At 62.8% G+C, this 20,893-nt stretch carries 16 protein-coding genes; 11 read left to right on the top strand and 5 right to left on the bottom strand.

Annotation, left to right across the window (positions count from 1 at the left end; genetic code table 11):
* The first annotated feature begins 42 nt into the window (after positions 1-42).
* The 3 genes from YH3_RS01195 to YH3_RS01185 all read left to right on the top strand — a co-directional run bounded on the left by YH3_RS01195 (position 43) and on the right by YH3_RS01185 (position 4,486).
* Positions 43-1,158, top strand: a complete 1,116-nt coding sequence (locus YH3_RS01195) for an XdhC family protein (RefSeq protein ID WP_020909752.1) — start codon at positions 43-45, stop codon at positions 1,156-1,158.
* A gap of 102 nt (positions 1,159-1,260) precedes the next feature.
* Positions 1,261-2,904: a PucR family transcriptional regulator gene (locus tag YH3_RS01190; RefSeq protein ID WP_007735212.1), complete on the top strand. Its 1,644-nt coding sequence runs from the start codon at positions 1,261-1,263 to the stop codon at positions 2,902-2,904.
* A gap of 148 nt (positions 2,905-3,052) precedes the next feature.
* A complete protein-coding gene (locus YH3_RS01185; protein ID WP_003946008.1) occupies positions 3,053-4,486 on the top strand; it encodes a uracil-xanthine permease family protein in 1,434 nt (477 codons plus the stop codon).
* An 87-nt stretch (positions 4,487-4,573) separates the two neighbouring features.
* On the opposite strand, the gene YH3_RS01180 is transcribed toward YH3_RS01185, so the two are convergent.
* The 4 genes from YH3_RS01180 to upp form a co-directional block, all read right to left on the bottom strand.
* Positions 4,574-6,085: a carboxyl transferase domain-containing protein gene (locus YH3_RS01180; RefSeq protein ID WP_064442857.1), complete on the bottom strand. Its 1,512-nt coding sequence runs from the start codon at positions 6,083-6,085 to the stop codon at positions 4,574-4,576.
* On the bottom strand, positions 6,082-7,308 hold the full coding sequence (locus tag YH3_RS01175) for a CaiB/BaiF CoA-transferase family protein (RefSeq protein WP_037132549.1): 1,227 nt from the start codon (positions 7,306-7,308) through the stop codon (positions 6,082-6,084). Before YH3_RS01175 ends, YH3_RS01180 begins: the two co-directional genes overlap by 4 nt.
* A 289-nt stretch (positions 7,309-7,597) precedes the next feature.
* Positions 7,598-9,295, bottom strand: coding sequence for a PucR family transcriptional regulator (locus tag YH3_RS01170; protein WP_064442856.1), 1,698 nt, complete (start codon positions 9,293-9,295; stop codon positions 7,598-7,600).
* A 92-nt stretch (positions 9,296-9,387) separates the two neighbouring features.
* Positions 9,388-10,011: a uracil phosphoribosyltransferase gene (upp, locus tag YH3_RS01165; RefSeq protein ID WP_064442855.1), complete on the bottom strand. Its 624-nt coding sequence runs from the start codon at positions 10,009-10,011 to the stop codon at positions 9,388-9,390.
* Positions 10,012-10,234: 223 nt separating this feature from the next.
* Here upp and YH3_RS01160 point away from each other — a divergent pair, with 223 nt between their 5' ends.
* Positions 10,235-11,344, top strand: coding sequence for a ring-opening amidohydrolase (locus tag YH3_RS01160; RefSeq protein WP_007735206.1), 1,110 nt, complete (start codon positions 10,235-10,237; stop codon positions 11,342-11,344).
* On the opposite strand, the gene YH3_RS35910 is transcribed toward YH3_RS01160, so the two are convergent.
* Entirely contained in the window at positions 11,338-11,478 is a 141-nt protein-coding gene (locus YH3_RS35910) for a hypothetical protein (protein WP_155277953.1), read from the bottom strand. The genes YH3_RS01160 and YH3_RS35910 overlap by 7 nt on opposite strands.
* Here YH3_RS35910 and YH3_RS01155 point away from each other — a divergent pair.
* From YH3_RS01155 to YH3_RS01125, 7 genes are all read left to right on the top strand, one after another.
* Positions 11,470-12,948: an amidase gene (locus tag YH3_RS01155; RefSeq protein ID WP_064442854.1), complete on the top strand. Its 1,479-nt coding sequence runs from the start codon at positions 11,470-11,472 to the stop codon at positions 12,946-12,948. The two genes, YH3_RS35910 and YH3_RS01155, sit on opposite strands and share 9 nt — an antisense overlap.
* 40 nt (positions 12,949-12,988) lie before the next feature.
* Positions 12,989-14,212 (top strand): aspartate aminotransferase family protein, encoded by a 1,224-nt coding sequence (locus YH3_RS01150; RefSeq protein ID WP_064442853.1) that lies wholly within the window; start codon positions 12,989-12,991, stop codon positions 14,210-14,212.
* A gap of 292 nt (positions 14,213-14,504) precedes the next feature.
* Positions 14,505-15,944, top strand: a complete 1,440-nt coding sequence (locus YH3_RS01145; protein ID WP_042448021.1) for a uracil-xanthine permease family protein — start codon at positions 14,505-14,507, stop codon at positions 15,942-15,944.
* Positions 15,945-16,033: 89 nt separating this feature from the next.
* On the top strand, positions 16,034-16,936 hold the full coding sequence (locus YH3_RS01140) for a xanthine dehydrogenase family protein subunit M (protein ID WP_064442852.1): 903 nt from the start codon (positions 16,034-16,036) through the stop codon (positions 16,934-16,936).
* Between the two features lie 2 nt (positions 16,937-16,938).
* Positions 16,939-17,583 (top strand): (2Fe-2S)-binding protein, encoded by a 645-nt coding sequence (locus YH3_RS01135; RefSeq protein WP_003946048.1) that lies wholly within the window; start codon positions 16,939-16,941, stop codon positions 17,581-17,583.
* Positions 17,580-20,102 (top strand): aerobic carbon-monoxide dehydrogenase large subunit, encoded by a 2,523-nt coding sequence (gene cutA / locus YH3_RS01130; RefSeq protein ID WP_019746089.1) that lies wholly within the window; start codon positions 17,580-17,582, stop codon positions 20,100-20,102. Before YH3_RS01135 ends, cutA begins: the two co-directional genes overlap by 4 nt.
* A complete protein-coding gene (locus YH3_RS01125; RefSeq protein WP_003946004.1) occupies positions 20,099-20,770 on the top strand; it encodes a carbon monoxide dehydrogenase subunit G in 672 nt (223 codons plus the stop codon). The genes cutA and YH3_RS01125 overlap by 4 nt, the downstream gene beginning before the upstream one ends.
* Positions 20,771-20,893 lie beyond the last annotated feature (123 nt).

Here is a 20,893-nt window from a genome sequence, read left to right as displayed (position 1 = left end):
GTGAACTCTCTACGGACGGCGATGCAAGCGGGAGGCGAGGCGATGCGCGACATTTCCACTCAGCTGGCGCAGTGGCACGCCCGCGGCGAGGATTTTGCACTGGCGACGGTTGTCCGTACCTGGCGATCCTCACCGCGCATGCCCGGTGCTTCGATGGCCGTCTCACGCTCCGGCGAGGTGGTCGGCAGCGTCTCGGGCGGGTGTATCGAGAGTGCACTGTACGAGATCGCCCAGGAGGTTCTCGCCGACGGCACCAGTCGCGTCGAGGTCTTCAGCGTCTCCGACGACGACGCCATCGGAGTAGGGCTGACCTGCGGCGGAACCATCGAAGTGTTCGTCCAGGCCGTCGGAGCCGATTTCGCCGAGTTCGGTCAGGTTTGTGAACGGATCGAGGCCGATACGCCCGTCGTCGTGGTCACCGAAGTGCGTCCGGGAGCACCGGCACGGCACCTCGTCGTCGAGCACGGCCGACGCAGCGGAGATCTGGATGCCACGGAGGACGAGGTGTCCATCCTGCTGCGCACGATGGACACCGGTGAGTCCGTCGCTTTTGTCGCGCCGGCGGGAACTCTCATCGATTCGCAGCACGACCTGCTGGTCGAGATCTTCGCGCCACTACCGCGGATGTACGTGTTCGGGGCCATCGACTTCGCGGCCTCGATGTGTACGTTGGGCGCCTTTGCGGGTTATCGCGTGACCGTCGTGGACGCACGGCCGGTCTTCGCGACACGGGCGCGCTTCCCCGACGCCCACGATCTGGTCGTCATGTGGCCACACAAGTTCCTCGAAACCGCACCGATCGACAACAAAACCGTCCTGGCCGTGCTCACGCATGACGAGAAGTTCGACATCCCCCTGCTCGAGATCGCGCTGCGTTCGCCGGCTGCGTACGTCGGCGCGATGGGAAGTCGTGCGACGCATGAGCGTCGGGTGGCGCTGTTGAAGGAGCGAGGCGTCACCGACGCCGAGTTGGGGCGTCTGCACTCACCGATCGGGTTGGATCTCGGCGCGAGGACACCGGAGGAGACTGCAGTGTCGATCCTCGCCGAGATGACCAAGACCCTGCGCAATGCCTCCGGTTTGGAACTGCGGGATCTGCAGGGGCCGATCCACCCGCCACCTCAGGAGAATCCGACCGCCCTGCATCGAACGGCCTGAGTCGACTGCGCTGAATTCGGACATCTTGTGTTCGGTGGGGATAGGATCGTTTCTTTCGTGAACCATCTTCCGTGATCCGAATGAAATCGAGGTGCCTGCCAAGTGGCAAACCCGGCCGTACCGGCATCCGAGGTGAATGCTGTTCTCTCCGAACTTCTTCGAACCCAGCTCCTTCCGGGTGTTCGAAAGGTCGCCGGCGGCTGCGAAGACCCGACGGTAGCCCGGGTGGGATTCATGGCGGTTCCGGACATCGGACCGTGGCTGCGGCACGGACAGTTGCTGATCACCACGCCGGAAACCCTCGCCAGGGTCACCGAAACCTTCAAAGCATTTGTCGGACGGTTGTCGACGCGAGGTGTTGCGGCACTTGCCGTCCAATTCGGCGCAGACGGGGACACTCTCGCGCCGGAGCTGGTCGACGCGGCCGAAAGCGCCGGCTTCCCGCTCCTGGTTTTTCACGGTGCGTGTGATCACCCTGCGGCGAGAGACCGTGAGCAGACGGAGTCGGCCCAGATCGACGCCATGTTCGGGGCCGAGCGCTTGCGACGGCTGCTGGTCGACGTCGTGATGGGCGGCGGCGGCCTCCCGCAATTGACCGAAGTCATCGCACGGGAGATGAAGGGCGCCGCCCTGATCACCACCTCGGACGGACGCGAGATCTGCCGCGCCGGGGACGCCGCGGAGCGCAAGCATCTGTCTGCCTGTCCCGCCGTCGATTCCACCGGTCGTCTGCGGACCGACACCGTCGAGGGCGGATTGGGTCTGCACGAGTTCGACGGTCAATTCATCGCGGTGTCCGCGATTTCCGCCAATCACATCGACCACGGGCGTCTCGCGTTGTTCACCGGTGAGCGCGTGATGACGAGTTACGACCAGTACCTGGTCGAGCGGGCCGCGTCGGTGTGCGCGTTGGTCATCACCCGTGAGCAGGCCGTTGCGTCGGTGGAAGAACGCCATCGCGCCAACTTCGTTCACGACCTGCTCCTCGGTCGGGCCGGGGACCACGATCACGTTGTCTCCCATGCCAAGACATTCGGTTGGGACTTCGACCGCCCGCTGGTGATCGTCTCGATCGAGCCGGACCCGATCGACGAACCGGCCTCGGCGGCGCCCGCTCGGCTGCCCGTCGTCGATCGCCAGGCGATGGCGTTCTCCGGCGCGATCGCCCACCGCGATCCCGGTGCGGCGGTGACCGCGCTGACGGGCGAGACGGTGATCGTGATGGGCGTCGGCACCGACACGATGGCATTGGTGCGGGACCTCGTCACGGTCGTTCGCGGTGAAGGTGGCGGCGGGAGAAGGCCGTTCAGTGTCGGGGTGTCCCGGCCGACAGCGGCGATCGACGCCGTTCCGGCGCTCTACAGTCAGGCGCGCACCGCACTGACCGTCGGGCGACGGATCTCCGGTCCGTGGACGGTGACTCAGTTCGACGATCTGGGCGTGTACAGACTGCTCAGTCTGGTCGAGGACGAAAACGAGCTGGAGACGTTCGCGCGGGAGACACTGCGGGAACTGACGGAGGAAACTGCCGAAGCGCAGGACATGCGCAAGACATTGGAAGTCTTGCTCGCGACCAACATCAACATCGCCGAGACAGCGCGCAAGCTCCACTTCCATTACAACACACTGCGTTACAGGGTCGTTAAGCTGGAGAAAATGCTGGGACCCTTCACGGCGCAACCCGAACTCCGGCTGGATCTGTCTCTAGCACTGAAGATAACCGCGATGCGCGGCATCAATCACTAATATTGCCAATCCGGGTCGGTGGGTTCTGGCAGATTGTCATCACGTCGATACCCCTGCGCTGTAATAGCGTTTCACTCCAGTCACGGTGTTTTGTGAGCTGGAGCACACTCAGCGTTCGGACACCTTCCTCTGCACGAAAGGTCCCATCATGCCGATTTGGACGTTGCACGGAGATGGAAAGAACATCAAACCGGGTGAAGTGGTCGCTCCCGGCGAGCGGCTCAGCTGGGGAAGAACCATCGGGCTGGGCAGCCAGCACGTGGTGTCGATGTTCGGCGCGACGTTCGTGTTCCCGATCATCATGGGACTCAATCCTCAACTTGCCGTGATGATGTCGGGCTTCTGTACGCTCTTCTTCCTGCTGGTGGTCAAGGGACGCATTCCCAGCTACCTCGGAACGTCGGCGGCCTTTGTCGGTGGTATCGCCGCCATTCGCGCCCAGGGCGGAACGTCCGCCGAGGTGACCGGCGCGATCCTGGTGTCCGGACTCGTCCTGGCGGCCATCGGTATCGCGATCCACTTCCTCGGTGGCCGGGTCGTATTCAAGGTTCTTCCCCCGGTGGTGACCGGCGCGGTGGTGATGTTGATCGGATTCAACCTGGCACCCGTCGTCGCGGGGCTGTACTGGCCGCAGGACCAGTGGGTGGCCCTGATCGTCATGGTGGCCCTGATCGTCATGAGTATCGCGCTACGCGGCTTCATGGCGCGCATCGCCATCTTCCTGGCGCTGATCTTCGGCTACGTCCTCTCCTGGATCCTCGACCGGGTCTCGGGGACGATCACCTCCTACGACGCAGGCACCGGTCAGATCACCGAGCACTTCCGCGTCAACTGGGATTCGGTGCAGTCGGCGTCGTGGTTCGGGCTTCCTCCGTTCTCGGACGAGGCCAACGGAATCGTCGGCATCCACGCTCCGTCGTTCAGCCTCACGTTCATCATCCTGGTCCTTCCGGGTGTCATCGCGTTGATCGCGGAGAACGCGGGCCACGTCAAGGCCGTGGCCGAGATGACCGGGGACGACCTCGACCCGTACATGGGACGTGCGCTCGCCGGTGACGGTTTCGCCACCGCTATCGCCAGCAGCGTCGGCGGTTCGCCCACCACGACGTACGCCGAGAACATCGGTGTCATGGCAGCGACCCGTGTGTACTCCACCGCCGCCTACGCGGTTGCCGGCATCGTCGCCATGATGCTCGGCTTCTCCCCCAAGTTCGGTGCCGTCATCTCGGCGACGCCCGGCGGTGTTCTCGGCGGAATCACCGTGGTGCTCTACGGCATGATCGGCCTTCTCGGCGCCAAGATCTGGAAGGAGAACGGCGTCGACTTCGGCAATCCGCTCAACCTGATGCCGATCGCGGCCGGTCTGATCATCGGTATCGGCGACACGGCCCTGAAGTTCAGTGACACGTTCTCGCTCAGCGGTATCGCGCTCGGCACCATCGTCGTGATCGGGATGTACCACCTGTGCCAGTTCATCGGTTCGAAGAACCCGGAGCTGAATGCGAAGAATCCGGAACCGAACAAGCCGGATTCGAAGACTCCCGGCGGCGATCGGGAGGAACCCGCCAAGCAACTCACGTGACGCTTGGCTGAGTGTGCTCGATCGACGAAGGCCGGACATCCTCCGCGGAGGATGTCCGGCCTTTCCGGTGTTCTGGGTACTGATCGATCAGACGGAGGTACTGGCTTCGACCAGGCCGATACGGTCGATGCGTTCGGTGCGGGTGTTGAGCCGTTCAGTCGCATCGGTAGCACTGAGCACGCTCAGCTCGTAGTGCAGTACCGCTCCGACGCGAGTGCAGAAGGCGGCGGATTCGTCCGCGGCATCGGGAAATTCGGGGATGACCCGATCGACGATGCCGCCCGCGAGCAGATCGAAGGACCTGATCCCTTGACTGGCTGCCATGTCCGGCGCGTGCGTGATGTCGTGGAACATGATCGCGCTCGCACCTTCGGGAGGTAAGGGCGAGAGCCAACCGTGGCGGGCCGCCAGCACTCGATCGGCCGGAATCAGTGCCAGGGCGCCGCCGCCCGTGCCCTGCCCGAGCAGGAGGGAAATGGTGGGGACCTCGAGTGAAATCATGTCGGCTATGCACCGAGCGATCTCGCCCGCCAGTCCGCCTTCTTCGGCCTCCTTCGACAGTGCCGCGCCCGCTGTGTCGATGATCGTCACCAACGGCAGGTCGAGTTCTGCGGCCAGCCGCATACCTCGCCGAGCCTCCCGCAGAGCGCCGGGGCCGAGTGGGGAGTGAGCAGTCTGTCCGCGCCGGTCCTGTCCGAGAAGGACGCAGGGCATGTCGCCGAAGCGGACGAGTGCGAGCATGATGCCGGGATCGTTCTCGCCTTGGCCGGTTCCGTTGAGCGGGAGCATGTCCGAAGCGGAATTGAGCAGCACTTCACGAATCCCAGGTCGGTCTTCGCGTCGGGATGCGACGACGGATTCCCAGGCTGACGTATCGGGTGGGCAATCGTACGAGCACGGGTCACTGGGCAGTAGGTGCCCACGATGCGCCCCGGTGATGATGCGCAATGCGCGTTCGACGATTTCGGCGAGCTGGTCTGGCGGCCTCACTGCATCGATGAGTCCGTGCTCGTGAAGGTTCTCCGCTGTCTGGACACCGGCGGGGAAAGGTGAGTTGTACAAGGCCTCGAACACTCGGGGGCCGAGGAATCCGACGAGGGCCCCCGGTTCCGCGATCGTCACGTGACCGAGTGATCCCCAGGACGCGAATACGCCTCCGGTGGTGGGGTTTCGGAGATAGACGATGTAGGGCAGGTGCGCTTCTTTGTGCTTGATGAGCGCCGCGGTGATCTTGACCATCTGCAAAAACGCCGTCGTCCCCTCCTGCATGCGCGTTCCCCCGGACGTGGGAAGCGCAAGAAGGGGCAGGTGCTCTTGGGTGGCTCGACGGATGGCGACGACGAGGCGTTCTCCCGCCGCCACGCCGATCGATCCGCCGAGAAAACCGAACTCGCAGACGATGATTGCCACACGGCGGCCTCGGACGGAGGCGCTTCCGGTCAGGACGGATTCGTCGAGCCCGGTCTTCTCCTGGGCCCGCAGAAGTGCTTCGGCGTAGTCGGAGTCGGTCGCGACGGGAATCGGAAGGGTATCCCACGACTCCCAGGTGCCGGCATCGATCACCAGGTCGAGCAAGTCGCGAGCCGTCAGGCGGTTCATCGGGTGAATCCTTGTAGCCACGACATGATTTCGTCAGTGTCTTCACCGAGAACCGGAGGTGCAGTGTGGCGGGTCTCCGTCACTTCGGTTCCGTCCGGATCGAAAAATCGCAGCGGTGGACCGGGCAGTGTGATGTTTCCGAGCGTGCTGTGGTCGACGTCGACGAGCAATCCCTGTGATCGGGTCTGCTCCCATTCGTACACTTCGGAGATCGTCCGAACCCGTCCTGCCGGTACTCCGATGCGGTCGAGTTCGGTCAGAAGCTCGTCACGCGAGTACGGCTTGAAGGTACGTTCGATCAATTCGACGACCTGGAAATGATTTTCGACGCGTTCGGCGTTTGTTGCCATACCCGGGGCGTCAGGGTCGAGGTCGAATCCTTCGCAGAATCTTCTCCACAGGCTTTCGCTGCCGACCGAGATCTGCACTGCGCCATCGCCGGTACGAAAGAGTCCGTACGGTGCGATGGAGGGATGGTGGTTGCCCTGCGCCGTGCCTACCTCGCCGGCGACGGTCCACTTCGTTCCTTGAAACGCGTGAACACCGACCACGCTGGCCAAGAGCGACGTTCGGACAACGCGGCCTCTCCCCGTCTGCTCGCGTTCCTTCAAAGCCGCGACGACACCGAACGCCCCGTACATTCCGGCGAGAAGATCGGCGATCGGAACTCCGACTCGTTGAACGTCGTCCGGACTCGAGCCGGTCAGCGACATGAGTCCGGCTTCCCCCTGGGCGATCTGGTCGTAGCCGGCGCGACCGCCTTCCGGGCCGTCGTGGCCGAAACCGCTGATGGACAGAACGATCAGTCGAGGATTGAGTTCGGCCAGCCGCTCGGTCGAGAATCCGAGTCGATCGAGAACTCCGGTGCGGAAGTTCTCCATGAGAACATCGGCGCGGCAGACGAGATCTTCGAGGGTCGCGCGCCCACTGTCGGATTTCAGATCGAGCGTGATCGACTTCTTGTTCCGGTTCGTGGACAGAAAATACGTCGATTCCCGTTGCGTGTTCGGTGGTTCCAACGGGGGCTCCACAAAAGGCGGCCCCCACCCTCGGGTGTCGTCGCCGCCGTGAGGTGATTCGACCTTGATCACGTCGGCACCCAGATCACCGAGCATCATTGCCGCGTGAGGACCCGCGAGTGCGCGCGTGAGGTCGACGACTATCACGTCGTGTAACGGACCACTACGAGCACTTGTGTTGTGAGGCTTCGAAGTCGAGTTCATGTCGCACCGCCGTGTTCTGGTGTAATTGGCTGAGCCAGTTGGTGGTTGAGGCCTCCGTAGTTCGGTCGACTCCGGTCCGCTGGACCGAGAAACCGGCCAGGGCCACTGAAGGAGGTATGTGCGGCCCGTCTTTCGAACCGTAAGCGGGCACCGGTGAACGGCACATGGGTAACCTTGCCGACGACGGGTGTCAGTGGTGGGTAAGAAGTGACGAATGCTCACCGGGCCGCGCGATTGCGGTTGTATCGAACCGTTATCGGGACGTTCTGTCAGCTCATATCGTGCGAAGTCATGACATTTCGTGCATCTTCATGACCTGCAGGGCGAGTGAGACGTTCAATCGAAGGACGGGGTCGTCGGTGAACGATCCGACGACGCTCTCCAGCTTTCCGATTCTGTAACGCAAAGTGTTGTAGTGCATGTGCAGCGCCCGGGAGGCCTCGGCGACATTGCAATTGCAGTCGAGCAGGGTCTGGAGTGTCAGACGCAGGTCAGCGGCTTCGGCGTTGTCCGCCGACAAGGACTTCAGAACGTCATCGGTGAACGAACGCAGTTCGCTCTTGTCCGTCTGGAGCGAGAGGAGTCGGTGTACACCGAGTTCGTCGAAGTGTGCGATCTGCCCCGGCCCGTTGATACGTCGGCCGACGACCACGGCTGTACAGGCTTGGTCGTAGGCCGCGGGTAGATCGGCCAGGGAGTAGATCACCCGGCTCACTCCCGTGCTGAAGGATCGGCGGCCGCTGGTGCGATCGCCGGCAACCTTGCGCACCAACCCTTCGATGTCCCGAACCGCACGGTCGGTGCTGGTCGGGAAAAGCGTGACCACCTCGTGTCGAAACCCGACGGACGGCGCCGTCCGCTCGTGTGTTCGGACCACTTGTTGCCAGCCGTCGCTGAGTCGATCTTGGTCCGTGCGAGTGGAATTCGCGTGCTGGGATTCCGGGTGATCGACGTCGAGTTCTGCAACCACAACGGCAAGTGGACGAGTGACATCCCACCCCAACTGGGTGAAGTGCGCGCTCACTTCCGCAGGCGAGCCGGCTTCGCCTATCAGTGCGTCACGGAGGAAGTCGCCGCGGAACTTGGATTCCACTGCCGCAACTGCCAGCTGTTTGGTGACGGCCAGCGCGGCAACGGTGGCCGCTCGCTCCAGCGCTTGAACGACAACTGCGCCGAGTTCGTGGGTGCCGGCGTACGCCACCATCCGGCCGTGGTCGGTGCCGCCGGCCACCACTCGGGTGAGCGCCAACTGGCCGGGACATCCCTTGGGTGCGTTCTGTAAACCGACGGCGACCCGCTCGGTCAGGAACCGACCGGTGCTTTCGAACAACGGAAGCGCGTTCAGCGCGGCTGAATCCCCGGCCTCGGTCAATACCCTTCCGTCCGGCGAGCAGATCAGAACGCTGACGTCGAAAAGCGCGGCGAATTCCGCGGCAATCTGAGGTAGATCGCCACCTTCCAAGACGATCGACGTCAACGAGCGGTGAAGTCGATCGGCAATGTCGAGTGCCGCGGACTGCTTCGCCACCAACTTGGTGAAGACCTCCGAGATCACCTCGTCGAATCCCGCGGTGACGGGAAGAACCAACAGCGGAAGCCCTCGCTGCTCTGCCATGTGCAGCATCGCCTCGGGCAGCTCGTCGAGATAACGGCCCGTTTTCACGGCAAGTGCCGCGACTCCTCGACGTGCAAGACCGTCGACGAGGTCACTGAGATCTGTGTCGTCGAGAAGCTCGCCGGTTCGCCCGTAGCGCAGCGGGAACCCGGTTGTCACCAACAACTCGTTCGGCTTCACCCAAGCGAGGATGTCCGGTACTTCCATCACGTTCACCGATTGAACGAGGTGGCGCAAGCCCCCGTGCCCGGCAAGGACTTCGGCTCCACGCAGACTGGGCAGCTCGAGGACATCCCGAACTGTGAGTCTGTAGTCGCCACCTTCTGGCAAATGTTGAAGCTCTTCGCTCGAATATTTGGCAGATCTATCCATGTCGCGAGACTACGCTCGATCACGCGACGAACATTGTCAACAGTTGACGAAAATAGCCTCTCGAAATGAGCGGTTCTCCGTATGTCTGCCAACTACCGCGGCCCGAATTGGCGATCGCCCGCGTCTCCGAGTCCAGGTATCAGGAAAGCATTTTCGTTCAGGCCGTCGTCGATGCTCGCTGTGAGGAGCCGGACCGGATGTCCGGAGTTCTTCAGTGCTTCGATCCCCTCCGGAGCCACGACGACACATATTGCAGTCACATCGGTGGCTCCGCGTGCAATGAGCAGATCGATTGTGCGGATGATGGATCCACCGGTCGCCAACATCGGATCGAGGACGTAGACGGGGGTGCTCGACAGATCAGCTGGCAGGGACTCGAGATACGGAACCGGCTGGTGTGTCTTCTCGTCTCGTGCCATTCCCACGAAACCGACGCCTGCCTGCGGAATAAGGGCACTCGCCTGTTCGACCATGCCGAGGCCCGCTCGCAAGACCGGGACCAGGAGCGGTGGATTCGCCAGCCGCACCCCCAGCGTCGGAGCAACTGGCGTCTCGATGTCGAACTGTTCCAGTTCTGCGCCGCGCATGGCCTCGTAGACCAACATATGGGTCAGTCTGCGCAAGGCGGACCGGAACGTTGCGTTGTCGCTGCGAGCGTCGCGCATGGTCGTGAGCAGCGATGCCGCCAGCGGATGGTCGACAACAGTGGTGTCCATGGTCGAATCGTAAGTGAGAACCGATGGGGCGGCGCACAACCGGTGATTCGGAGTCGAAATAACCAATCGCGGTTTTCGTTTGGGCAAGTATTGACGATGCCGATGGGTTCGAGTCGTCATAGCGTGGTCGACACGGCAGTTCCGAACCGCTCGGCTGGACTGGGCGCCCGGAGCTGTCAAGGCCCAATTTTGCCTCCACGATTCCCTATACAAGGAGATGCCAATGCCCGAAGCAATCGAGGTCCGTAAGGTTCCGCTACACAGCGTCTCCGACGCCAGTGAGCTCGCCAAGCTGATCGACGACGGTGTCCTCGAGGCCGACCGCGTCATTGCAGTCATCGGCAAAACCGAGGGTAACGGCGGCGTCAACGACTACACGCGCATCATCGCGGACCGAGCGTTCCGAGAGGTTCTCTCCGCCAAGGGTAATCGCAGCCCCGAAGAAGTGGCGGAGGTGCCGATCGTCTGGTCCGGCGGCACGGACGGCGTGATCAGCCCGCACGCGACGATCTTCGCGACCGTGCCGGCAGACAAGGTCACCAAGACCGACGAGCCGCGACTGACCGTGGGTGTCGCCATGAGTGAGCAACTGCTGCCCGAGGACATCGGCCGTACGGCCATGATCACCAAAGTTGCTGCGGCCGTGAAAGACGCGATGGCCAATGCCGGCATCACCGATCCCGCCGACGTGCACTACGTACAGACCAAGACTCCGTTGCTGACAATTCACACCATCCGTGACGCCAAGAGCCGCGGCAAGACTGTGTGGACCGAACAGACTCATGAGTCGATGGACCTGTCCAACGGCGGAACGGCTCTGGGGATCGCGGTTGCGCTCGGCGAAATCGACATGCCGACCGACGAGGATGTCATGCACAGCCGCGAACTCTTCTCCTCTGTCGCATCCTGCTCGTCCGGCGTCGAGTTGGACCGCGCGCAGATCGTCGTCGTCGGTAACGCACGCGGCGTCGGCGGACGCTACCGGATCGGCCACAGCGTGATGAAGGATCCGCTCGACCAGGACGGCATCTGGGCGGCGATCCGTGACGCCGGACTCGAACTTCCGGAGCGGCCGCACTCGAGCGACCTGGACGGTCAACTCGTCAACGTGTTCTTGAAGTGCGAGGCCAGTCAGGACGGAACGGTCCGTGGCCGTCGTAATGCGATGCTCGACGACTCCGACGTGCACTGGCACCGCCAGATCAAGTCGTGTGTCGGCGGAGTCACGGCAGCTGTCACCGGCGATCCGGCAGTGTTCGTCTCGGTATCGGCAGCGCACCAGGGTCCCGAGGGCGGCGGCCCAGTCGCTGCCATCGTCGATCTCGGTCAGTAGTAGGCAAGAACCTCGCTGGAAACCTCGACAGTCGCGCCGCCACCGGCAATTCGTCCTCGAATCAGTTGCCGGTGTCGGCGAGTCCGCCGCGGCGTACCCCACTTCACTGCTTGAAAGGATTCACGATGGTTCATGCTGCTGACCCTGTCGACGAGAGCGTTTCCGGTGCGCCCGAGAATCGCGAACTCGTCATGGCCGATGCGGTCACGCTCAGTGGTCTGATACGCAGGCGTGAAGTGTCGTGTGTCGAGGTGATGGACAGCTTCCTCGATCAGATCGAATTACATAACCCGGCGGTGAACGCGATCGTCGCATTGCGGGATCGGGAAGCGTTGACGGCGGAGGCGCGCGAGCGTGATTCGCAGTTGGCGAGTGGGGAGTATCTCGGTTGGATGCACGGGTTTCCGCATGCGGTGAAGGATCTTTCGGCAGCCAAGGGTCTGCCGTTCACGTGCGGGTCGCCGATGTTCGCGGATCGAATCGCCGAAGATGACGAACTGTTCGTCAAGCGGATCAGGTCTGCCGGTGCCATTGTGATCGGCAAGACGAACACACCGGAGTTCGGGCTCGGATCCCAGACGTACAACCCGGTGTGGGGTACGACGGTGTCGCCGTACGACCATTCGCGCACTGCCGGCGGTAGCAGCGGTGGCGCCGCAGCGTCGTTGGCGCTCCGCATGTTGCCGGTGGCTGATGGAAGCGATTACATGGGTTCGCTCCGAAACCCGTCGGCATTCAACAACGTTGTTGGGTTTCGACCATCCTGGGGTCGGATACCGGAGACGGGATTCATCGCTCAGGGCGCCGTTGTGGGCCCGATGGGCCGAACCGTCACCGACGTGGCTCACCTGCTTTCCACGATGGCGGGGCCGGATGCTTATGCACCGTTGGGGATTCGTGAGGATCCCGCGGTATTCACCGAAAGCCTCGCACGTGATCTGAAGGGCTCTCGGATCGCATGGGTCGGTGACTGGAACGGTTACCTGGCAACCGAACCTGGAGTTCTCGAGTTGTGCGAATCCTCGTTCGAGGTCTTCGAACAGTTGGGGTGCCGCGTCGAGGCGGCGCTTCCCGACTTCAAACCGGAGGACATCTGGCAACTGTTCTTGCGGTGGCGTTGGTGGGCACAGCTCGGCTTGATCGATCAGTACAACGATCCGAGCTTGCGCGAGTTGATGAAGCCCGAACTGTTGTGGGAACTCGAGCACGCGGTCACACTGTCGGCTCTCGACGTGACCAAGGCCGCGGAGGCCCGCAACGGCTGGCTGTCGGCCATTACCAAGATGTTCGAAACCTACGACTACATTCTTGCGCCCAGTGCCCAGGTGTTTCCTTTCGACAAGAACACTCACTGGCCCGAGACCGTCGACGGCCGATCGATGGACACGTATCACCGGTGGATGGAGACGGTTGTTCCCTGGACGATGGCCGGGGTTCCGGTTGCGGGGATGCCGGTCGGCTTCGACGATCGTTCGCTTCCCATGGGTATCCAGATCATCGGTCGGCACGGAGCCGACTTGGACGTACTCCAACTCGCCTACGCATTCGAGCAGGCAACCCAGTGGGTCGAGCGGGTTCTTCCGCCCGCACTCCGCGTGAACTGACCGATCTATTTCGAACGTATCCAGTTGGGAGAGAAAGACGATGGCTTCGGCATTGTGGCACGGGTTCGCGGACATGGGCGCTGTGGAGAAAAACGGCGCGTTTGTCGTCTCACGCGGTGAGGGCGCGTACATCTGGGACCGCGAGGGCACTCGGTATCTGGATGCGACAGCGGGCCTGTGGTTCACCAATGTCGGGCACGGGCGCACCGAGATCGCGGATGCGGTGGCGGCTCAGTTGTCGAAGATCGCTCATTTCTCCAACTTCGGTGATTTTGTTCCCGAGACCACGCAGGTGTTGGCGGAGCGGTTGGCGACGATCGCGCCGGTTGCCGGGAGCAAGATCTTCTTCACCTCGGGTGGTTCGGATTCGGTGGACACTGCGGCGAAGCTTGCTCGTCGGTACTGGCACGAGGTGGGGCAGCCGGAGAAGACGATCATCGTCGGACGCCAGAAGGCGTATCACGGAATGCACGTTGCCGGAACGGCTCTCGCTGGTATTCCGGTGAACCGTGAGGGGTACGGCGAGCTGATGGCGGATGCGGCGACCGTCGGCTGGGATGATGCGAAGAGTCTGCTCGAGTTGATCGAGCGGGTCGGTGCGAACAAGATCGCTGCGTTCTTCGCGGAGCCGATCATCGGTGCGGGTGGGGTGTATCTGCCGCCGGAGGGGTATCTGGCCGAGGTGCGTGACATCTGCCGTGAGCACGACATTCTGTTTGTCGTCGACGAGGTCGTGACCGGTTTCGGCCGTATCGGTGGTGAGTGGTTCGCGTCCACCCGTTTCGATTTGCAGCCCGACATGATGACCACGGCAAAGGGTTTGACGTCGGGTTACGTTCCGATGGGTGCGGTGTTCATCGCGCCGCGGGTGGCGGAGCCGTTCTATGCCGGTTCGTGGTGGCGTCATGGGTACACCTACGGCGGGCATGCCGGTGCTGCTGCGGCGGCGATGGCGAACCTCGACATTCTCGAGCGTGAGAATCTGCTCGCGGAGTCGAAGCGTTTGGAGGTGTCGTTGCATACGCATCTGCAGCCGCTGGCGGAGCATCCGCGGGTGGCGGAGGTTCGTAGTGGGCTCGGTGCGGTTGCTGCGGTGCAGTTGGCTGATCCGGCGGAGGCTTTGCCGTTCGTGAAGACGCTTCGTGAGCATGGTATTTCGGGTCGCGCGGCGGGTCAGGGTGCGATGCAGATTTCGCCGACGTTTGTCATGACCGATGATCAGGTCGCGGAGATGGCAGCAGGGATCCTCGCAGCCCTCGGCTAGGACTGTCGTTTTCCGTTGACAGACATCGTGTTACGGAATCATTAAGCCGAAGAAAATGTTTGGGCCCTTCGTGGCGTGGTCCTCATTTCGGTCGAAACTGCCTCCAGCACTGACGATGACCCCTGCCCGCATCATCTGTCACCATTGTTGCCAATCTCGGTGAGTGGGTTCTGGCAGATTGTCATCACGTCCAAATCTCGGTCCTGCATTAGCGTTTCACTCCAGACACGGTGTTTGTGAGCTGGGGCACAAAGCATTTCGAACACCTTCCTCCTTTGCGAAAGGTCTCGTCATGCCGATCTGGACGTTGCACGGAGACGGAAAGAACATCGGAGCCGGTGAAGTGGTCGCTCCCGGCGAGCGACTCAGTTGGGCGAGAACCATCGGGTTGGGCGGCCAGCATGTCGTGTCGATGTTCGGCGCGACGTTCGTCTTCCCGATCATCATGGGCCTCAATCCTCAACTTGCCGTGATGATGTCGGGCTTTTGTACGCTCTTCTTCCTGCTGGTGGTCAAGGGGCACGTCCCCAGCTACCTCGGAACATCCGCAGCTTTTGTCGGTGGCGTTGCCGCCATTCGTGCCCAAGGTGGAACGACGGCCGAAGTGACCGGTGCGATTCTGGTGTCGGGGTTGGTTCTGGGATTCGTCGGCATCGCCATCCACTTTCTCGGCGGTGGCGTCATCAGTAAAGCGCTACCGCCGGTGGTGACCGGCGCTGTGGTGATGTTGATCGGCTTCAACCTGGCGCCTGTGGTCGCGGGGTTGTACTGGCCGCAGGATCAGTGGGTGGCACTGATCGTGATGGTTGCACTGATCGTGATGAGCGTTGCGCTACGCGGCTTCCTGGGACGTATCGCCATTCTCGTCGCGCTGGTTTTCGGCTACATCTTCTCGTGGGTCCTCGACCGGCTCTCCGGTCCGATCACGTCCGCCAGTGGTAGTGGCGCACCCACCGAGCACTTTCGTGTCAACTGGGATTCGGTGCACTCGGCGTCCTGGTTCGGGTTGCCGCCGTTCTCGGACGAAGCCAACGGGATCGTCGGTATTCATGCTCCCTCGTTCAGCCTCACGTTCATCGTTCTGGTGCTTCCCGGTGTCATCGCACTGGTCGCGGAAAACGCCGGACACGTCAAGGCGGTCGCCGAAATCACGGGCGACGACCTCGACCCGTACATCGGACGCGCCATTGCCGGTGACGGTTTTGCCACCGCCATCGCCAGCGCAGTAGGCGGCTCCCCTACGACGACTCATGCCGAGAACATCGGTGTCATGGCTGCCACGCGGGTGTACTCGACCGCCGCGTACGTGATTGCGGGTTTCATCGCGATCCTGCTCGGCTTCTCGCCCAAGTTCGGAGCAGTCATGGCGGCGACGCCCGGCGGCGTCCTGGGCGGAATTCTTGTGGTTCTGTTCGGCATGATCGGTCTGCTCGGCGCCAAGATCTGGAAAGAGAACGGCGTCGACTTCGGGAACCCGCTGAATCTGATGCCGATTGCCGCCGGTCTGATCATCGGTATCGGCGACACGGCGCTGAAGTTCAGTGACACGTTCTCGCTCGGAGGTATCGCGCTCGGCACCATCGTCTTGATCGTGATGTACCACCTCTGCCGGCTCGTGGGGTCCTGGAACCCTGAACTGAACAGGCCGAAGTCCGGCAGGCGGCCGGGCGCAACGCCGGGGGCGAATGCGTCAGATGACGAACGCGAAGAGCCCGTGGTGCAGCTCACGTGATGCCAAGTTGAATGTATGCCAGGTATGACCCGTGACCGTTGTCACATCTGCACAAAACGTGAAGTGACTCATAGAGGCAGGATTGAGTAATGAAACCGTCGCCGCTGACTTATCACCGACCGTCCTCGGTCGAGGACGCGTGCCGAATCCTCTCCGAGGTCTCTCACGAGGGGAAGGTGCTCGCCGGTGGGCAATCGCTTGTGCCGCTGCTGTCCATGCGCCTCGCCGCGCCCGCCCACATCGTCGACATCGGATCGATCCCGAACCTCGCTTCGGTGACCTCGTCCGAAGACGAAGGAGTGCGGTTCCAGGCCCTGGCCACGCACTCGGTGCTGGCGGCCGACGAAGGTGCTCGTCGAGTCCAGCCTCTGCTGAACCGTGCTCTGCAGTTGGTAGCGCCCCCCACGATCCGTAACCGCGGGACGAGCGTCGGCTCCATCGTCCATGCCGATCCGTCGGCGGAGATGCCGGCAGTCCTGACGCTGCTCGGGGGCAGCGTGACCGTCCAGTCGGTGCGTGGCACCCGCGAGATCGCGTCGACGGATCTCTTCGCCGGCCCTCTCGAGTCGAGCCTGGAATCGGACGAGATCGCGGTGTCGGTGTCGGTGCCCGCCGCCGAACCCGGCGTGGGAACCGCCATCGACGAGATCGCGCGTCGTCACGGTGACTATGCACTGGTCGGTGTCGTCGCCCGGATTCGCGTGGTCGACGGTCTGGTGGCCGAAGCGCACATGACGTACGTGTCCGCCGGAGAGCTGGGGCAGGTCGTGGACTACACGGACGTGCTGGCGGGGGCGTCGGCGACGGATCAGCGGGACCCGCGGTGGCGCACCCTCGGGGAATGCGCCCGCGCGCAGATAGATACCGAGGCAGACATTCACGGGACGGCGGCGTACCGCTCGCAGTTGGTGTCCGCGCTCACGGCGCGGGTCGGCTTCGCGGCGGCAACGGATGCTCTCAGTGAGAACGCAGTACTGGCAGGAAAGTGGTGACAATGTCCAAAAACGATCGCTCCATCGATGATCAACTTGCCGAGCTGGCAGCGGATACCGGTGAGCACCATGTAGCTGTCACGTTCACGCTCAACGAGGTGACGAACACCGTCGTTCTTCCCTCCCGCACTCTGGCTTCGGATGCCATTCGTCACCACCTCCGTAAGACGGGCACGCACGTGGGTTGTGAACACGGCGTGTGTGGTGCGTGCACCGTGCTGCTCGACGGAAAGCCTGTTCGATCCTGCCTCGTCCTCGCGGCCAGCCTCGAAGGTCGATCGATCACCACCGTCGAAGGCCTCGTCGAGCCGGACGGCACTTTGCATCCGGTTCAGCAGGCGTTCAAGGATTGTCACGGTCTGCAGTGCGGATTCTGCACTCCGGGATTCGTGACGACCATCGCGGCATTTCTCGAGGAGAACCCCAACCCCACGCGGGAGGAAGCTACCGACGCGATAGCGGGAAACCTCTGCCGTTGTACGGGGTACCAGAACATCAGGGCGTCGGTTCTGCGCGCAGCCGAGATCAAGCGTGAACGGGCCGGGCAGTTCCCGCTCGGAATCGACGACGCGTCCACTCGGGAGGCGTTGGATCGTAAAGTGCGGGGAACAACGAATCCCGTCGGAGGACGGGCGGGTAAGGCATGAGTACTCCGGTCAAACCAGCAAAGCGCAACGGGGCGAAGCATCCCGCTTCCGATCATTCGACGGCCGATCATTCGGTTGCCGACGACGGCAAGTTCTTCGGTAAACCGATTCCGCGCGAGGAAGATACGCGTCTGCTCAGCGGTCAGGGGCGATACCTCGACGATCTGGGCCACAACGCGCTGATCGCGGCATTCGTCAGGTCGCCGCACGCTCATGCGCGAATCATCGACATCGACATCGACCAGGCGCTGGAAGTGCCTGGTGTACATGCCATCTACACCTACGAAGATCTCCTCGCGGACACGCCGGAAATGGCGGAGAACCTGCCACTGCTCATTCCTCATCCGGGAATCATCGCTCCGCGCAACGGGTATCCCCTCGCGAAGGACGAGGTGAAGCATGTCGGAGAAGCCATCGCCATGGTGGTCGCCGACAACCGGTACATCGCCGAGGACGCTTGCGCGAAGATCGACGTCACCTACGAGGCGTTGAAGCCTGTAGTGGGGATCGACGTCGCTCGCACCGCCGCCAACGCCGTCCACGCCGACGTTCCGGACAACGTCGCCGCTCACCTGCAGCACGGGTTCGGAGATCTGGATGCCGAACTGGCCGCCGCGCCGCACCGACTGACGCTGGATCTCGAAATCGAGCGTTCGGCTTCCATGCCGATGGAGGGCAAGGGCGTCTACGCACGTTGGGACGGTGACGAGAACACCCTCACGTTCTGGACCTCCACCCAGACGTCCACGTCCGCCCGCGCCGCAATCGCCGCGCGATTGGGGATGGCGCTGAACAAGGTTCACTGCATCGCTCCTGACGTCGGCGGCGGATTCGGCGTCAAGATCGTTCACCCGTGGCCCGAAGAAGTCATGATCACGTGGGCCGCTCGACGCCTCGGCCAGGCCGGTATCTCCTGCGAGGTGAAGTGGGTCGAGGATCGCCGTGAGCACTTCATCTCGAGCGCACACGAGCGCGGGCAGATCCAGAAGGTCGACATCGGATTCGACGACGAGGGTCGTCTGTTGGCGTTCGACTTCACGTTCTGGCACGACAACGGTGCCTACCTGCCGTACGGGATCATCGTCATGATCAACACCGCGACGCAGGTTCTCGGGCCGTACAAGCCGAAGTCGTTCCGGGTCAACGCCTATTCGCTGTACACCAACACCGTGATCGTGACCCCGTACCGCGGCGCCGGACGTCCGCAGGCCGTGTTCGCGATGGAGCGATCCATGGACGCCATCGCCAAGTACCTGAACAAGGACAAGATCGCGGTGCGGGAGGCGAACTTCATTCGCCCCGAGGACATGCCGTACGACTTCGGCCTGATGTTCCAGGACGGACGCCCGTTGATCTACGACACGGGCGACTACCAGGCGGGCATCGACAAGCTCAAGAAGCTCATCGACTGGGACGGATTTCCCGAGTACCAGAGGAAGGCTCGTGCCGAAGGTCGGTCGGTCGGAATCGGTATCGGTGCGTACGTCGAGGGAACCGGACCCGGACCCTACGAGGGTGCGCACGTCGTGGTCGAGACGTCCGGAAAGGTCAAGGCCGCAACAGGCCTGACGACGCAGGGTCAGGGCCACCAGACCGCGTTCGCCCAGATCGTTGCGGACGACCTCGGAGTCAAGGTCTCCGACGTCGAGATCGTCACGGGTGATACCCGCCGGTTCGGTTATGCCGTCGGCACTTTCGCCTCGCGTGGTGCGGTCATGTCAGGTTCGGCCTTCCACGTCGCAGCGCAGATGGTCGCGGAGAAGGCGAAGAAGATCGCGTCCGGAATCCTGGATCTGCCGGAAACCGAACTGGAACTCCGGGAAGGCCACGTGTGCAAGATCGGCACCGAAGCCGGCGTGGAAGGTACGTCCGTACCGCTGAGTGTTGTTGCCGTGCTGTCGAACCCGCTACGATATGCGTTCGACCGTGAGTCGAAGCTGGCCACCGGTTTCGCCAAGACCGACACGGACATGTCGAAGCCGCCGATTCCCGAGGGTGAGCAGCCCGGTCTGGAAGCAACCGGCTACTACTCGCCGCCCAGTTCTACCTTCGCTTCGGGAGTGCACGCGGCGATCGTCGAAACCGATCCCGTGACAGCCGAGATCACGGTCCGTCGTTACGTTGTCATCCACGACTGCGGAAACGTGATCAACCCCCGCATCGTCGAAGGTCAGGTCATGGGCGCCGTCGCGCAAGGTATCGGCGGCGCACTCTACGAGCGGATCGTCTACGACGAGCACGGGCAGATGCTCAACGCGTCGTACATGGACTTCTTGATGCCGTTCGTCACCGAGATGCCGGATTCGCTCGAGATGGATCACACCGTCACGCCGTCGGGACTCAACCCACTCGGAATGAAGGGTGCCGGTGAGGCGGGTGTGATCCCCACCAGCGCCGTCATCGCGGCTGCCATCGAGGACGCCGAAGGAATCTCGATCACGTCCATGCCCATTTCACCGTCCGAACTGTTCGAACTTCGACTCGCACACGCGGGTTCGTCATCAGAGGAGAATGCATGAGAATCGCCGGCACCGCGCAGCTGACGGCACCTCGCGAAGAGGTCTACGACAAGCTCCAGGACGGTCGTGTACTGGCCGCGACCATTCCCGGTGTGCAGTCGCTCGAGCAGCTCACGGACAATCACTACAAGCTCTCCATCATGGCGGGGGTCGCGTCGATCAAGGGCGTCTACGACGGCGAGGTTGTTCTGTCGCAACAGAATCGGCCAAATTCGTTTGTCATGACGGCTTCGGGGGCGGGTGCTCCCGGCACGGTGAAGGCGGACGTCACGGTCACCTTGACGGAGAACGAGGGTGGCACGCTGCTTTCGTATGACGCCGACGCCGTGGTCGGCGGGATGGTCGGCGGCGTCGGGCAGCGCATGATCACCGGTGTAGCCAAGAAGATGGCCGGGGTGTTCTTCAAGAGCATCGACGGCGTCATTGCCAACGGCATCCCCGAGAAGGTCACTGCCGCCGTGGCGGCGGCAATACCGGCAGTGGCGGTCGAAGGCGCGCCGGTAGTTTCCGGAGCTGTCGCGGCACCGGCGGTTCTTCCGGCCGCTGCACCGACAGCGGGCGGCACAGATGCTCGCACGGTGATGGTCAGCGCCGTCGTCGGCGCAGCCATTGCTTTGTCAGGTGTTGCTATAGGCGGATTCCTGGCGCGTTCTGGTTGTCGCGAGTAGTTCACTCAGGTGTCAACAGCTGATTTGCGATGAGGGAAACGCCCCGAACCGACCAGGTTCGGGGCGTTTTTCACGTCCGCGTAACCCATGGAGGCGCCGGCGAAGATCCGCTCGTGATCGTGC

Origin of the sequence: Rhodococcus sp. YH3-3 (assembly GCF_001653035.1) — a bacterium.
Lineage (GTDB): Bacteria > Actinomycetota > Actinomycetes > Mycobacteriales > Mycobacteriaceae > Rhodococcus_F > Rhodococcus_F qingshengii.
Note: the sequence above shows the minus strand (reverse complement) of the source record. Positions and strands in the feature narration are given on the sequence as shown.

Excerpts from the sequence above, each read along its gene's own strand:
- YH3_RS01195 (WP_020909752.1), top strand. The coding sequence starts at position 43 with ATGCGCGACATTTCCACTCAGCTGGCGCAGTGGCACGCCCGCGGCGAG.
- YH3_RS01185 (WP_003946008.1), top strand. The coding sequence starts at position 3,053 with ATGCCGATTTGGACGTTGCACGGAGATGGAAAGAACATCAAACCGGGT.
- YH3_RS01180 (WP_064442857.1), bottom strand. The coding sequence starts at position 6,085 with ATGAACCGCCTGACGGCTCGCGACTTGCTCGACCTGGTGATCGATGCC.
- YH3_RS01175 (WP_037132549.1), bottom strand. The coding sequence starts at position 7,308 with ATGAACTCGACTTCGAAGCCTCACAACACAAGTGCTCGTAGTGGTCCG.
- YH3_RS01170 (WP_064442856.1), bottom strand. The coding sequence starts at position 9,295 with ATGGATAGATCTGCCAAATATTCGAGCGAAGAGCTTCAACATTTGCCA.
- upp (WP_064442855.1), bottom strand. The coding sequence starts at position 10,011 with ATGGACACCACTGTTGTCGACCATCCGCTGGCGGCATCGCTGCTCACG.
- YH3_RS01160 (WP_007735206.1), top strand. The coding sequence starts at position 10,235 with ATGCCCGAAGCAATCGAGGTCCGTAAGGTTCCGCTACACAGCGTCTCC.
- YH3_RS01155 (WP_064442854.1), top strand. The coding sequence starts at position 11,470 with ATGGTTCATGCTGCTGACCCTGTCGACGAGAGCGTTTCCGGTGCGCCC.
- YH3_RS35910 (WP_155277953.1), bottom strand. The coding sequence starts at position 11,478 with ATGAACCATCGTGAATCCTTTCAAGCAGTGAAGTGGGGTACGCCGCGG.
- YH3_RS01150 (WP_064442853.1), top strand. The coding sequence starts at position 12,989 with ATGGCTTCGGCATTGTGGCACGGGTTCGCGGACATGGGCGCTGTGGAG.
- YH3_RS01145 (WP_042448021.1), top strand. The coding sequence starts at position 14,505 with ATGCCGATCTGGACGTTGCACGGAGACGGAAAGAACATCGGAGCCGGT.
- YH3_RS01140 (WP_064442852.1), top strand. The coding sequence starts at position 16,034 with ATGAAACCGTCGCCGCTGACTTATCACCGACCGTCCTCGGTCGAGGAC.
- YH3_RS01135 (WP_003946048.1), top strand. The coding sequence starts at position 16,939 with ATGTCCAAAAACGATCGCTCCATCGATGATCAACTTGCCGAGCTGGCA.
- cutA (WP_019746089.1), top strand. The coding sequence starts at position 17,580 with ATGAGTACTCCGGTCAAACCAGCAAAGCGCAACGGGGCGAAGCATCCC.
- YH3_RS01125 (WP_003946004.1), top strand. The coding sequence starts at position 20,099 with ATGAGAATCGCCGGCACCGCGCAGCTGACGGCACCTCGCGAAGAGGTC.